The 12,765-nt window shown below is 55.3% G+C and carries 14 protein-coding genes; 8 read left to right on the top strand and 6 right to left on the bottom strand.

Annotated features, from left to right (window positions below):
* Positions 1–198: 198 nt before the first annotated feature.
* Entirely contained in the window at positions 199–1,626 is a 1,428-nt protein-coding gene (locus tag SH292x_RS21350; RefSeq protein ID WP_442483052.1) for an ATP-binding protein, read from the bottom strand.
* On the opposite strand from SH292x_RS21350, the gene SH292x_RS21345 reads away from it, so the two are divergent.
* The 4 genes from SH292x_RS21345 to SH292x_RS21330 are packed head-to-tail and all read left to right on the top strand — an operon-like array spanning position 1,582 to position 5,354.
* Positions 1,582–2,169, top strand: a complete 588-nt coding sequence (locus tag SH292x_RS21345) for an FAD-dependent oxidoreductase (protein ID WP_442483051.1) — start codon at positions 1,582–1,584, stop codon at positions 2,167–2,169. The two genes, SH292x_RS21350 and SH292x_RS21345, sit on opposite strands and share 45 nt — an antisense overlap.
* 37 nt (positions 2,170–2,206) lie before the next feature.
* The gene (locus SH292x_RS21340) at positions 2,207–2,644 is read left to right on the top strand and encodes a hypothetical protein (RefSeq protein WP_442483050.1); all 438 of its coding nucleotides are present in this window, start codon (positions 2,207–2,209) and stop codon (positions 2,642–2,644) included.
* The gene (locus SH292x_RS21335; RefSeq protein WP_442483049.1) at positions 2,641–3,591 is read left to right on the top strand and encodes a TIGR03885 family FMN-dependent LLM class oxidoreductase; all 951 of its coding nucleotides are present in this window, start codon (positions 2,641–2,643) and stop codon (positions 3,589–3,591) included. The genes SH292x_RS21340 and SH292x_RS21335 overlap by 4 nt, the downstream gene beginning before the upstream one ends.
* Positions 3,592–3,611: 20 nt before the next feature.
* On the top strand, positions 3,612–5,354 hold the full coding sequence (locus SH292x_RS21330; RefSeq protein ID WP_442483048.1) for an alpha-amylase family glycosyl hydrolase: 1,743 nt from the start codon (positions 3,612–3,614) through the stop codon (positions 5,352–5,354).
* Here SH292x_RS21330 and SH292x_RS21325 read toward each other — a convergent pair.
* Both SH292x_RS21325 and SH292x_RS21320 read right to left on the bottom strand, forming a co-directional pair.
* Positions 5,341–5,943 carry a hypothetical protein gene (locus SH292x_RS21325; protein WP_442483047.1) on the bottom strand — a complete coding sequence of 201 codons (603 nt, stop codon included), beginning with the start codon at positions 5,941–5,943 and terminating at the stop codon, positions 5,341–5,343. The two genes, SH292x_RS21330 and SH292x_RS21325, sit on opposite strands and share 14 nt — an antisense overlap.
* Positions 5,944–6,011: 68 nt before the next feature.
* The gene (locus tag SH292x_RS21320) at positions 6,012–6,512 is read right to left on the bottom strand and encodes a YciE/YciF ferroxidase family protein (protein ID WP_442483046.1); all 501 of its coding nucleotides are present in this window, start codon (positions 6,510–6,512) and stop codon (positions 6,012–6,014) included.
* A gap of 168 nt (positions 6,513–6,680) precedes the next feature.
* Here SH292x_RS21320 and SH292x_RS21315 point away from each other — a divergent pair, with 168 nt between their 5' ends.
* Positions 6,681–7,223, top strand: a complete 543-nt coding sequence (locus SH292x_RS21315) for a DUF421 domain-containing protein (RefSeq protein ID WP_442483045.1) — start codon at positions 6,681–6,683, stop codon at positions 7,221–7,223.
* Between the two features lie 36 nt (positions 7,224–7,259).
* On the opposite strand, the gene SH292x_RS21310 is transcribed toward SH292x_RS21315, so the two are convergent.
* Together SH292x_RS21310 and SH292x_RS21305 are read right to left on the bottom strand one after the other, a co-directional pair.
* Positions 7,260–7,445, bottom strand: a complete 186-nt coding sequence (locus SH292x_RS21310; protein ID WP_442483044.1) for a hypothetical protein — start codon at positions 7,443–7,445, stop codon at positions 7,260–7,262.
* 235 nt (positions 7,446–7,680) lie between these two features.
* Positions 7,681–7,857 (bottom strand): hypothetical protein, encoded by a 177-nt coding sequence (locus tag SH292x_RS21305; protein ID WP_442483043.1) that lies wholly within the window; start codon positions 7,855–7,857, stop codon positions 7,681–7,683.
* Between the two features lie 205 nt (positions 7,858–8,062).
* Here SH292x_RS21305 and SH292x_RS21300 point away from each other — a divergent pair, with 205 nt between their 5' ends.
* Both SH292x_RS21300 and SH292x_RS21295 read left to right on the top strand, forming a co-directional pair.
* The gene (locus SH292x_RS21300; RefSeq protein ID WP_442483042.1) at positions 8,063–8,254 is read left to right on the top strand and encodes a hypothetical protein; all 192 of its coding nucleotides are present in this window, start codon (positions 8,063–8,065) and stop codon (positions 8,252–8,254) included.
* 124 nt (positions 8,255–8,378) lie between these two features.
* Positions 8,379–9,209 carry a cyanophycinase gene (locus SH292x_RS21295; protein ID WP_442483041.1) on the top strand — a complete coding sequence of 277 codons (831 nt, stop codon included), beginning with the start codon at positions 8,379–8,381 and terminating at the stop codon, positions 9,207–9,209.
* Here the strand turns inward: SH292x_RS21295 and SH292x_RS21290 are convergent.
* Positions 9,196–9,894 carry a DUF421 domain-containing protein gene (locus SH292x_RS21290; RefSeq protein WP_442483040.1) on the bottom strand — a complete coding sequence of 233 codons (699 nt, stop codon included), beginning with the start codon at positions 9,892–9,894 and terminating at the stop codon, positions 9,196–9,198. The genes SH292x_RS21295 and SH292x_RS21290 overlap by 14 nt on opposite strands.
* Positions 9,895–10,396: 502 nt before the next feature.
* Here SH292x_RS21290 and SH292x_RS21285 point away from each other — a divergent pair.
* Positions 10,397–12,592: a PAS domain-containing sensor histidine kinase gene (locus tag SH292x_RS21285; RefSeq protein WP_442483039.1), complete on the top strand. Its 2,196-nt coding sequence runs from the start codon at positions 10,397–10,399 to the stop codon at positions 12,590–12,592.
* The last annotated feature ends 173 nt before the right edge of the window (positions 12,593–12,765 follow it).

The raw sequence follows: 12,765 nt of genomic DNA, 5'->3' as shown, positions 1-12,765 counted from the left end.
CGATTGGACCTCGCCCATTGGCAACGGCGTAGTCCAAGTAAGCTGTAGCTAGCGCGCGAAGGCGTTGCTCTGTAGTGACATCTGTTGGGTTTGATTGTTTACATCCGGCCAGAAACACGAGTGTAATGACAATAAGCGCAGCGCACTGTGCGGCTTGCGGAGTTCGTGGATATTCACCCATGCTGACTCTCCGGGGGGTTAACTTGGTTCTGGGAGACTCGCTTCGTGTCCATTCCGCAATGTCGACGCTACATCGCCGCCAACGGAGCCGTTCGCGTGTCGCGCCGGTGTTGCTTGAAGTAGAGTTTTCAGCTCGCCGACATCAATAGGCTTCACTAGATGGCTGTTGAAACCTGCCGCATTGGTCCGCCGCCGATCGTCTTCTTGCCCCCAACCGGTAATGGCGACAAGCGGCATATCGCAACCCCAGGAAGTTCCGCGGATATGCTTCGCGGCTTCGTACCCATTCATGCGGGGCATCCCGATGTCCATCAACACAACATCGGGAAGAATCTGTTCGGCCAGTTCAATACCTTCCTGACCATCGCTCGCCTGAAACGGAATATGCCCCAGTAGTTTAACGAGACGCGCGGTCACCGAGCGTACATCGGGGTGATCGTCTACGACCAGCACACGCCGGGAGGTTGCCGACATGCTATCGATTCCCCTACCAACTTCGCCTGAAGGTTTCACTTGTTTGGGCGTTATCGCAGGCAGACGTACACAAAACCGACTTCCCTGGCCTATCCCTTCGCTGTGAACTTCAATCGTCCCCCCGTGCATGTCGATCAGCTGCTTGACGAGGGTAAGTCCAATTCCCAAGCCAACATGTCCGCCTTCGATGGTTGACCGCACCTGCATGAACATCTCGAAAATAGACTCTAGTTTATCGCTGGGAATACCTCGCCCGTTGTCAGCGACTTCTATGGTCACTTCCTCATCGCACACCGCTGCCGACAACCGGATCCTCCCGCCTGGCGGGGTATACTTCGCGGCGTTGTCCAGCAAATTGGAAAGCACCTGTGTTAATCGGTTAGGATCGGCGTGGACGATCACCCGTTCGTCCGGCACATCAATGGTCAGTTCATGCTGTGCTTGCTCGATTGTAGGTCGGGTTTCTTCGACCGCGTTTTGCACGATCTCCGCAATGGATACCTGACATTTGCGAAGCTCCAACTTGCCGCGAGTTATTCGTGACACGTCCAGTAAATCATCAACCAGCCGTACCATATGACGTGCCTGGCGATCGACCATGTCAAGCATCTCCTGTGTCAGTTCAGGATCGTCACCGCAGCTTTTGACGAGCTGGATTCCATTGCATATGGGCGCTAAAGGGTTGCGGAGCTCATGCGCAAGGGTGGCTAGAAACTCATCTTTACGACGATACGCGTCACGTAGAGCTTTTTCGTTCTCGCGACGCTTCGTTTCATCTCGCAGAAGGATGACAATGCCACTGATACGATCTTGGACGTCCCAAATAGGCGCGGCCGTATAGGCGACCGGCAGAAGTCGGCCGCTCCTCGTGCGCAAACTTACTCCTATGGCGCCTTTTATCACGCGCTTTTCTCCGAGGGCGAACGTGTGGTGGGTGTCAAGTTGGGTGATGAGAGCCTTCTGGCGGATCACGTGGTTCTCGCCGTCCCTTTGGCGCCAGCGCAACTTCTTATCAAGGGCTTAGCAACAAATACCGAATGTTTGGAACCAATGCTCCGCCTTCCTTCCCTCTCTGCCGTCAGCATTCAGTTTGAACTCGCTGAACCACTACTCGACGACGATCGCACCAACTTCTCCCCAACGAGTATCTGTTGCTTCGCGGAGCAAAGCCGGACGACTTTTCGCGAGACTGAGGGAAGGCTCTCGGCGATTGTGTATCCACCGGCTGAATTCATCGACAGTGATGATGAACAGATTCTCGCCCGCGTTCTCGAAGACGCCGAACGACTGCGATTGCCCCTTCGGCGGCTCATGCGACAGTACCGGGTAGTAAAGCACCCGTTTGACTTCTATGCGATGCGGCCAGGCACCGAACGCCTGCGTCCGACCCAGGCGACATCCATCCTTGGCCTATCGCTAGCAGGTGACTACACGAAACAGCCCTTCTCCGCTTCCATGGAGGGTGCCGTCATTTCCGGGCAATTCGCCGCGGAAGCAGTGTTGGGTGTCATTTAAGATGTGGGGAACTATTGCTCGGAAGGCTAGTAGCCACATGGATCGCGGAATCGAGGACGGCTGGTCACGTATTGCGGCTTGGCTCGCATGGCTCCAGGGCCTGTACTTCGTAACCTTCGGAATCTGGCCACTGGTGGATATGAACTCCTTCCAGTGGGTCACCGGGCCCAAGTTCGACCATCTGCCGAACGGCAATCAAGCCGATCACTGGCTCGTCTTCACTGTCGGTTTGCAGTTGGCTGTTATTGGCTTGGTTCTGATGCTCGCCGCTTACCGGCACGACATAGGCCTAGGAATTGCACTTCTCGGGTTACTTTCGGCGGCAGCTCTGTTCGTGATAGATGTGGTCTACGTCAGCCGCGGAATCATTTCGGCCATCTACTTGATGGATGCAGTCATCGAGATCGTCATCGTCGGGGGTTGGATCGCCATAATTGCACGTTACAGAATGTTGACTCAACAGGGACGGCCATGATCGGTTTTCATTGCTCTCATGAACTGTACTCGCCCCGTCAGCTTCTCGATCTGGCCGAGTTGGCACTACGCGCCGGGTTCTCTTGCGTAAGCTGCTCCGACCACTTTAGCCCGTGGAGCGTCCAGGGTCAGAGTGGTTATGCATGGTCGTGGCTGGGGTCTGCGATGGAACGATGCGGGGGAGAATTCGGAACCGTCTGCGCACCCGGTCAACGCTACCACCCTGCGATCATCGCTCAAGCTTCGGCCACACTGGCTCAAATGTACCCAGATCGATTCTGGCTAGCGGTCGGGACCGGCCAGAATCTGAACGAGCACATCACCGGCGACGAGTGGCCCGCAAAGCCCCTCCGCAAGGAACGATTGGCTGAGTGCGTCAACATTATTCGCCAACTCTGGGCCGGGGAAACCGTCAGTCGGAAGGGGTTAGTACGTGTAGAGAACGCGCGACTCTATACGATCCCTGAACAACCCCCCCTGCTCTTTGGGGCCGCCATCACGGACTTCACGGCAGAGTGGGTAGGCGCTTGGGCAGACGGACTGCTGACGGTCGCGAAACCTCCTAAAGAGCTTGCGAAAACGGTGGACGCTTTTCGTCGTGGAGGTGGCTTGGGGAGGCCGATGCGTTTGCAGGCCGCGGTTTCACTTGACTCCACGGAAGACAAAGCGGAGCGGGCTGCCTATCGGCATTGGGGGGTCGCGAGCTTAGATGTGGATGAGATGCAGGACATCCCTCTTCCGGAGCTGTTCGATCAAAAGGTCGCCCATCACGATGCGGACGAGGTCGGCGACAATCTGCGGGTTTCGGCTGACCTCGACGAGCACGCAGAATGGATTCGGCAAGACCTCGAACTCGGTTTCGAAACGGTGTACATGCATTACGTTGGCAAAGACATCCAACATTTCATTCAGACATTCGGCAGAGAGGTTCTGCCACGCTTCAAGTAGGTGTTTCCGGAGGTGTTTCTATGACCCCTCGCTCTGTGAACGATCTCGATTTCACGCCCGTTAGCGACGTTACGCCCTCTCCGGTTCAGTGGCGAGATCAGGTGATTTATCAGTTGCTAATCGACCGATTCGACAATGGTCAGGAGCAACCCCCGTATGACCCCGAGTCCACGACTCGTCACGAGTGGAACCCGGAACATGGCAAGCAGTTTCAAGGGGGGTGTCTACGGGGTATCACGCGACGACTGGATTACATACGGAACTTGGGCTGCACCACGTTGTGGATCAGTCCTCCCTTCAAGAATCGGAAGGAGGTAAAAGATACGTACCATGGCTATGGCATTCAAAACTTCCTGGCTGTTGATCCGAGGTTTGGCACCATGGAAGATCTGCAAGAACTCACTCGCGAAGCCCATCGTCGTGGAATGTACGTGATTCTCGACATCGTGATCAACCACACGGGGAACAATTGGGGGTACCTAAACGATGAGCCGATGGTTTTCAACCACGGAGAAGTGTTTGATTTCGGCTTCTGGCGAGGTAGTGATGGAAACGCCTTGAAGTGCGAACCTGACAAGTTCGGCGACGACGACGCCGTTTGGCCGGTAGAGTTGCAACGCCCAGAGTGTTATAAGCGACAAGGTCGGATCGGCGACATGCAGTCAGATGCGCCGGACGAGATGATCAGCGGAGATACCGGCGACATGAAGGATTTGGATCTTACGCGCGGGGACGTACGTGACATCCTTATCCGATGCTACAAGTGGTGGATCGCCCAAACGGACTGCGATGGTTTTCGAATTGATACGGTGAAACACACGGAACCTTACGCAACCTCGATCTTCGTGAACGCCATTCGGGAGTATACCCAAAGCATCGGCAAACACGACTTCCTGCTTTTCGCCGAGATTGTCGCCGACGATGACACTCTGATGAAGTATCTGGGTAAGAACACCCCCAACAAGGAAGATGCGGATACCCAAGAGTATCCGGCACTTCGTAGCTGTCTCGATTTCCCCCTTTGCTTCGTTCTTGAAGGAGTAATCAAATGTCAGAAGCCCGGTAAGGTCTTAATGGAACGATACGAAGGCTTCCAACATTACTTTCGAGACTTCAGCCAGATCGGCGAATACTTTGTCACCTTCGCCGACAGCCACGACCAAATCCACCATCCCTACTTCCGGCTCCTACACGGCCAGCAGGATGAACGGGTCGCAATTCTCATGGTTGGCTACCTGCTAACGGCGATGGGAATTCCTTGTATTTACTACGGCACGGAACAAGGATTTGACGGTGGCAGAGAAGACGACGACGATTACGTCCGCGAAACGATGTTCGGGGGAGACTGGGGCGCTTTCGGGGCCCGCGAGGGCCATTTCTTTAACGAGGGCCACACCCTATTTAAATCCATCGCTTCCATCGCCCAGATCCGGGCGTCGGAGCCGGCGCTCCGCTACGGGCGTCAATTCTTTCAGCAGATATCGGATGACGGGCAAGATTTCAGAGAGCCCGAGACGCCAGGCGGAGTTCTAGCTTATTCGAGAGTCTTAGATACCACGGGAATCTTGATGGTGATGAACCTAGATCCCGAGCCGCGGACTGCTTTGGTCGCGGTGGATGAAACCTTCTTCCCAGAGGGAAGCGAGGTGGTAAATCTCCTTACGCAAAACACGACAACGGTCGAAAAAGCATCCGACGGCACCACGGTTGTCGTTAGGGCGGAGATGCAGCCTCGGGAGATCGCGATCCTTAAGTGTAGGTAGGAGAGGTGGGCTGTTCTGAGTTTCGAGGCATCGATCTCTTCGAGCGGTACTCGAACACAATCGGCATCTTGCGCAGACGCCAATAGGCGAGATAGTCTCGCAGCGAATCGACACCTTGCGTGAATAGCAAGCTAATGGCCGTCCACCCCGAAACCCACGCCCCCAAGCGGACTGCCTCGGCGGAAGTCTTGGCCGTTTCTTCGTCCCAATCGAATCCCTCCACTCGATGTGATAACCAGAGGAGGAACACGGAGGCAATAATCAGGAAGGCAATCGTAGGGATGCACTCGGTAAGCGCCCGTGCAGCCATCTTCAAGCGCCAGCTAAACATAGCCTGGTAGGCTTTCGATGTCTCCGATTCCTTCTCGGTATCTTTTACATCGTCGTTTACGCGGATCGCCAGTCTTTTCGAGGACCCCGGCTTGAGGTGGCGCATGGACGAGCATAGGTAGCGAGCAATCTGATCATCGAGCGACCGAGCATTGGGGTTGGTAAAGTCGCTGGCCGCGTAGCGCTCCCGGTATCCAGGAACGGTTATACGAAGGACGGAGCCCTTTGAGCCATCGTTCTTCGAGTCCAGTTGATTCATGGGAGTGCTCCTCAACAATGAAAAGAGCCCTCCTTCGTAGGGAGAAGGAGGGCTCTAAAGTCATCAAATCACTCTTCCGCTTCTTGCTCGGCCATCCAATTAATCTCGGACGCCACGCCGGTCAACTCTTCGTCGGTCTGCTTTTCCTCCGCGAGGGTCTCTGAGAGCAGGCTGGCAGCTTCCTCTAGTTCGAGCATCTGTGCATAGGTCACAAGTGTGCCATACGCGGCGATCTCGTAGTGTTCGACCTTTTGTGCGGCAGCAATCATGGCAGCGTCTCGCGCCGGCCCCATCTCTTCCTTCTCAATGAGCTCCGAGCCTTCTTTCAGAAGCCCTTCCATTCCGGGGCAGTGTTTGCCCCGCGCGGCTTTGTCCATGCTTTGAAAAATGGTTTCGAGCCGCTCGATCTGCTTTTCAGTCACGCTTAGATGCTCTTCAAAAGCTCGGCGAAGCTCATCACTTTCGGCAGCCTTCGCCATCTTTGGCAAGGCCTTGGTGATTTGACGCTCGGCGTCCAAGGTGTCCTTCAGGACATCCATGAATACGTCGTCCAGGTTCTTAAGACTCATCTTATAGTTCTCCAAGTTTAGATGGTGGGAAGGGTAACTGGACCGACTGCTCGCAACTCTTGTACCTAGCCAATCGGCTATTCGTTCGGTCTGCGGTTTGCCACTACTGCAAGTAGTGTGATTCCTTGATTCCACCATGAACCCCTAGTAGAAACGCTGAGGCCGACCATGAACATCGATTGGCACGCATTATTCGTCCCGGATACCTCGCTCCCGGAGTTGATACTCCGTGGCACCTTTATGTACATTGCCCTTTTGGCCGCGTTGCGAGTATTGGTGAGACGTCACATTGGCTCCATGAGCCTGATGGACCTACTGCTGATGGTGTTGATCGCAGACGCCGCCCAAAACGGAATGGCGGACGAGTATCGATCACTTACCGAAGGCGCCGTACTCTGCGGAACTCTATTCGCCTGGAACTATTTGTTCGATTGGCTTTCGTATCGATATAAATGGTTCCAGCGGATCTTGGAGCCTGCTCCCCTCCCGGTCATTCAGAATGGCAAGATGCTACGGCGGAACATGCAGCGGGAGCTGATCACCAAGGATGAACTCCAAAGCCAATTGCGAGAACAAGGCGTGCACGACGTGTCGGAAGTAGAATTTGCCTTCATCGAGCCCGATGGCGGAGTAAGCGTGTTCCGCAAGGACGGCACTTCGGAGGCGAAAGGAGCCGATCATCAGGATAAAAAAGAGTCGAACTTCGGGTAAGTGAAGCGTGGGGGGCATTCGCCAACGAGCGATTCACTAAGCCCATTGCCAGCCAATATGGAGCGTTACGTTTTCGAGTCCTTCGTACGTGCCTTGAGCGCCCGTGAGCGTGGAGGGCTCGCTGTCGTAGAACATAAACCTGTGCGAATGGAAGTAGTTGGTGGTCGCCTGCGTTTGTGCGACCGTTCCGTACACCAAATCTACGCGACCACAGAGTCCCATGCCTTGGAGCCATCAGCGATCTTCCCGAGATAGAGTTAGATTCAGCCAGTTCGGCAAGTCATCAGGCGAACCGCTATCATCGTCGCTGAACGACAAGGGGATGTTGTCGGTGTAATCAGCGGCGTTAGTCCATCCGCCCCTATCTGAATAGGACTTGCTAACGGCAACCATCAGGCGCTCGTTCGACCAATGCATGCCTTCGTCCTCACGACCGCTGAGGGGGTAAGCGAAAGGATTAGGTTTCGCTCTCTTCGGTCCGCCCCTCGCGCTCACGCAGTGTTTCTACTTCCTTGGCGGCGACCTTCTTGGCCACTTGCTCATCGCGCCCACGTTCAGTCTCCATCTCTTTCAGTTTGTTAAAGCGATCTTCATCGAGCTGTTTATCGTTGTTGGGCTTATCGTTACTAGGCATGATGGTCTCCTTCAAACGTGGTTAAGCGAGGACTACTCGGCATTTTGCCGGTGGTGGTAAGGCAAATCTCGTGCCGCTAGCGCTCCTTGGGTTGTGTGGTCTGTTTGCGTAGCGATGCCAGCGCGCACCGAACTCAAGTGGCACGGGAACTGCATCCGCCCACTTCATTCAACTTCATTCAACTTCATTCACAGGAGAGCCTACCATGGCTAAGAAGAAAGCATCCAAACGCGACACCATCAAGCCGAACGGCGACACTCGGTACGTCCGAAGGGACAGTGGAGGCAAGTTTAAGGAAAGTGACGACGCCGGACGCTCGCTCGCCCAGGATCGAAAGAAAAAGGCAAAACGCAAAGTGCCTTCCGGACAGGGCGACAAAGGCGATCAAAAGCGGTGACGCCTACCTCGGAGAGTCGGAGCTGGCGACGCTAAGGGGTTAGACGAACTCGGCAACTTTTCGGTGTTCCATCAGTTCCTCGTGTCGCCTTTTCAAACTAAAGGTGATAGGTCAGGAGTAATCGATGAGAGAGGAATCGAACCCAGCCGCCGATGACCGCGGCACTTTGGTTATCGTCGGTGGCCACGAAAACAAGGAGTGGCACGAGGAAATCTTATCTACCTTCGTGTCCCTTTCGAAGGGGAATGAAGCCAATCTCGTGGTGATGACAACTGCCTCGCAGAAGCCTGACAAGGTGGGGGCGAAGTACGCCGAAGCGTTGCAGAAGCTGACAGGCACAGACGCGTCTATTGCCGTTTGCGACGGACGAGACGGCGACCTCGAACAAGTGGCTAAGTGCATTGCGCAAGCAACCGGCGTTTTCTTCGTAGGCGGAGAGCCGTGCCGTCTGCTTGGTGCGCTGAAGGGAACTGTCGTTGAGGAGGTGCTTCACAAAAGCAATAGTGAGGGACTAGTGATCGCCGGCACGAGCGCGGGGGCGCTCATGATGGGAGACGTCGTGTTCATGGACGGGGAGAACAGAACCAACCCCTCCGAAGACACGATGAAGCCAGGCCCGGGAATGTCCCTTATTCGACAAGTGCTTCTGGATGTCCATTTTGCCGAACGCGGGCGCTGTGGAGAGATGTTATGCGCCATCGCGAAGTTTCCCGACCACCTTGGGATCGGCATCGACGAGAACACGGCAGTGATCTATCGAGGTGGATGTTGCCGTGTTATCGGCTCGGGTGCCGTGTTCCTATTCGATCCCTCGCATCCTGACTTTCACGATCATACCAACGGCACTGACGACCTAGCCCTGGTTGGGGTTCGCCTGCACGTACTACCAAAGGGATTTGAATTTCGAATCGAAGATGGTTCGGCAGTCGACATCAGGGGTGTCAGCGCTCAGTGATGAAAGCAGCTACGACCGTTTTCCACTCCTGACGTCCACAATTCTTGCAGGTCCCGGTCCCGCCGTTTTCGCCGCTGAGCTGCCCGCAGTAGCCACAGCAGCATTCTCGCCCTTCCCTTCCCGGAGAGGGGCAGTCTTCCCCCGCCAGAGGTTCGGCCGACAGTCCTTCTCGTGGCTCCTCACGCCGCATAACGCTTAGCTCACCAGAGGGTTCGAGGTAAGCGATTCGTACGTCACCCAGTTGTTCGATACCCTTGAGGCGTAACTCTTCCAAGAGCTCTTCGCGCGTGAAACTTTCCTTTTGGAGGTTATTAACCTGGATGACGCCATCGATGACGAGGATAGAGGGGGTGCTGGAGAGGGCTCGTTCCGCCCATTCGTTGTGGGCGCTAAACGCCGCTAAGCCTCGCTGCAAGCCAATGACCAGCGTGATTACTAGCATGCAGTGCAACAACGGCACATCGGCTTGAAACATGGGATCGCCTACAGCGGAGCCAAGCGCCACGATGATGGCGAACTCGAATGGTGTTAAGTTGCCCATACCCCGCTTCCCCATCCATCGGATCAGCAGCAGGGTGTAAAGAAAGATGATCACGGTCCTTCCAGCGATCTCTGCCATAAAGATCGGTGGGTAATCTCCGAAGAGGAGGTGATTTAAGTCGAACTGATAGTTTTGAGTTGCCATGGGTCGAAGCTCTCCTTGCCCCCCATTTCGCTAATCGTGTGCCCATGCTCAGAATGTGTCCCTCCAGAGATGCGTTTTTCGGCGAATGCCACAGTGTCTGCATTTACCCATGATGGATCGCGATATTGAACGTCCTGTCGACGGTGTTTCGACCTACCACTCACAGGCGTTTCCACCAACAGTTCGTCATTCAAAGTGAGCATAGCTGGGCGTGGGTGGGTGATCACTTCATTACCAGCGTGATCGGCAGCATTCCAACTGCTTTACACACCTATCCAGAGAGCTATTACGAGTTTCCACCGAGTGGGAACTGCGCGTACAATCAGTGAAGCAATGAAGCAACGTGATTGCTTTCCTTCCCCCTCCCGAGCTGCGAACCATGGATCGCCGCAAGCACAGCTTCGAACATTTCCGCGAATCAGATCGTGGGGAAGGTGCGTCTTTGGAGGGTGATCGGCGATTTCAGGCGTTGTTGGAGGCTACCTCCTACAGCATCTATAGCATGAGCCCAGACTGGTCGGAGTTACGCTACGTCGAAGGCCAGAATTTTGTAGCCGACACACGCGAGCCTAGCAAGTCATGGCTTGACAAGTACATTCCGCCGAGCGATCGCCCCCGACTGCTGGCAACCATTCAGCGGATGGTGCAAGAGCATCGCACGTTCGAGCTCGAACATCGAGTGATTCGCGCCGACGGTTCCATTGGTTGGGCTCATTCCCGGGCGATCCCACTTCTGGACGAGAAGGGTATGATTATCGAGTGGTTTGGAGCAGCTTCTGACATCACCGACCGGAAGCGGATCGAGCAGGACGCCGACGAAGCTCGCGTATACGCTGAGTCGATCGTCGAAACGTTGCATGAACCACTGCTCGTCCTACATTCGGACCTCCGGGTGAAAAGCGTTAATCGGGCTTTCTACGATCACTTTAAGGTAAATCCCGCCGACACGCTTGGCAGCAGAATATATGATTTGGGCAATGGCCAGTGGGACATCCCAGAACTTAGAATTCTTCTGGAGGAAGTTCTATCAAAGCACCGTATCTTCAAAGACCACCTGGTCGAGCACGATTTCGAGAGCATCGGCCCGCGCGTTATGCTACTGAATGCTCGCCGGCTCGATACCGTCGAACTACTTCTCCTAGGCATCCGCGACATCACCGACCGTTTCGAGGTCGAGCGGGTTTCGCGCCAAAGCGATGAGCGGTACCGCGAACTCGTCAGCCAAGTAGCGGACTACGCCATCTTCCGAACGGATGTGAAAGGGCGCCCGATCACGTGGAACGAGGGCGTGGAGCGCATGCTAGGGTTTAGCCAAGACGAATTCATTGGGACAGACATCAAATTCACCATCTTTACGCCCGAAGACATCGCCGTAGGCATACCAGAGCAGGAATTCGACACGGCAGCTCGTACCGGCACCGCCAACAATGACCGTTGGATGTGTCGCAAGTCAGGGATGCGATTCTATGCGCAGGGTGTGACGAGTGCGATACGAGGTGACCACGGCGAGCTTGTTGGTTTTACCAAGGTAATGCGGGATCATACGAGTCTGAAGAACGCAGAGGACGCGCTTCGCGAGAGCGAGCAGCGTCTACGGGCGGTGGTGCACCAGGCAAGCACTGGAGTGGTCCAAGCGGACGCCCGAGGCCGGATCACCTTGGTCAACCGTCGATGGTGCGAGATGCTGGGCTATGAGGAGTCCGAGCTGTTGGGAACCACTATCTTGGACGTGACTGAGCCAGAGTATCGAGACGCCACGCGGCGGGCGGTCGAGGAGTTGGCGAACGGTGGGGCCGACTTCGAAATTGAGAAAAGGTATCGACGTAAAGACGGGTCGGGGCTCTGGGCGACCAGTAGTGTAGCAGCCCTACGCGATCCCAACGGGCTCTACGAAGGTCTAGTGGCAGTGGTTCTCGATATTACCGAACGAAAGCGAGCCGAAGAGGCGCTTCTTCAATTGAATGAGACACTCGAACAACAGGTCGCCGAGCGAACGGCCGTCGCTGAACGTCGCGCCCGCGATCTTAGTAGGCTTGCTGAGCAACTAAGTGCCACCGAACATCGCGAGCGAATTCGCTTGGCGAAGCTTCTACATGACCACCTGCAACAGTCGCTTGTGGGCGCGCGGTATCTACTTTCCGCGGCTGATAACGAGCACGCTCTTGAACGTCGAGGGATTCTACAACGATTGGACGAGTTGTTGTCCGAGTGCATCACTACCTCGCACAATCTGACTCAGGAACTAAGTCCACCGATACTGCAGATCGGAACTATTGCCCAGATTCTCGAATGGCTCGGCGAGCGAGGCAAGCAACGGTACGGGTTATCTACCGTGGTAAAGTGTCACGACGAATTCCCGACTCTTCCCCAGCATGTTCGCATCTTCATCTTCGAAGCAGTCCGTGAAATGCTGTTCAATGTAGTAAAGCATTCTGGACGAGCCGAAGCAACCATAGACGCGTACGTGGTTGATCACACAATCGTGGTTCAAGTTCAAGACAGTGGATCGAACTTCGACCCGGCCGCCCTTCGATCGCGTTTGGAACGACCGGATACATTCGGTCTTTTTCACATCCGCGAGCGGGTCGAAGCTTTGGGAGGGAGTCTGGGGTTTGAAGTCGCGGTCAACGGCGGGGCGCGTTTTCGGATCGTACTGCCTGCCCTCGCCACAGCGGTTGTCGCACGGCAGCGAGGATAGAGATGCTAACCCGACTTTGCACGTGGCAATTGGAAGCGAGGTAAGAGCGATACGATTGAATCCGCTTTTAGTGCCCAGCGTAATACCCGCCAGCCTAATCGAGCCGCTCGCGACTCACGCATAGAGGTGGCGCGAGATTTCACGAGGATAACGTGACAGAGCAGTTCCAATCT

The sequence above is a fragment of the Aeoliella fuhlenseeensis genome, assembly GCF_052161615.1.
Classification (GTDB): domain Bacteria; phylum Planctomycetota; class Planctomycetia; order Pirellulales; family Lacipirellulaceae; genus Aeoliella.
This window is presented reverse-complemented; position numbering and strand designations above follow the sequence as displayed.

What these genes read in the sequence shown, in the direction of transcription:
- SH292x_RS21340 (WP_442483050.1), top strand. Translation starts at nt 2,207, where the DNA reads ATGGATCGCGGAATCGAGGACGGCTGGTCACGTATTGCGGCTTGGCTC.
- SH292x_RS21335 (WP_442483049.1), top strand. Translation starts at nt 2,641, where the DNA reads ATGATCGGTTTTCATTGCTCTCATGAACTGTACTCGCCCCGTCAGCTT.
- SH292x_RS21330 (WP_442483048.1), top strand. Translation starts at nt 3,612, where the DNA reads ATGACCCCTCGCTCTGTGAACGATCTCGATTTCACGCCCGTTAGCGAC.
- SH292x_RS21325 (WP_442483047.1), bottom strand. Translation starts at nt 5,943, where the DNA reads ATGAATCAACTGGACTCGAAGAACGATGGCTCAAAGGGCTCCGTCCTT.
- SH292x_RS21320 (WP_442483046.1), bottom strand. Translation starts at nt 6,512, where the DNA reads ATGAGTCTTAAGAACCTGGACGACGTATTCATGGATGTCCTGAAGGAC.
- SH292x_RS21315 (WP_442483045.1), top strand. Translation starts at nt 6,681, where the DNA reads ATGAACATCGATTGGCACGCATTATTCGTCCCGGATACCTCGCTCCCG.
- SH292x_RS21310 (WP_442483044.1), bottom strand. Translation starts at nt 7,445, where the DNA reads ATGGGACTCTGTGGTCGCGTAGATTTGGTGTACGGAACGGTCGCACAA.
- SH292x_RS21305 (WP_442483043.1), bottom strand. Translation starts at nt 7,857, where the DNA reads ATGCCTAGTAACGATAAGCCCAACAACGATAAACAGCTCGATGAAGAT.
- SH292x_RS21300 (WP_442483042.1), top strand. Translation starts at nt 8,063, where the DNA reads ATGGCTAAGAAGAAAGCATCCAAACGCGACACCATCAAGCCGAACGGC.
- SH292x_RS21295 (WP_442483041.1), top strand. Translation starts at nt 8,379, where the DNA reads ATGAGAGAGGAATCGAACCCAGCCGCCGATGACCGCGGCACTTTGGTT.
- SH292x_RS21290 (WP_442483040.1), bottom strand. Translation starts at nt 9,894, where the DNA reads ATGGCAACTCAAAACTATCAGTTCGACTTAAATCACCTCCTCTTCGGA.
- SH292x_RS21285 (WP_442483039.1), top strand. Translation starts at nt 10,397, where the DNA reads ATGAGCCCAGACTGGTCGGAGTTACGCTACGTCGAAGGCCAGAATTTT.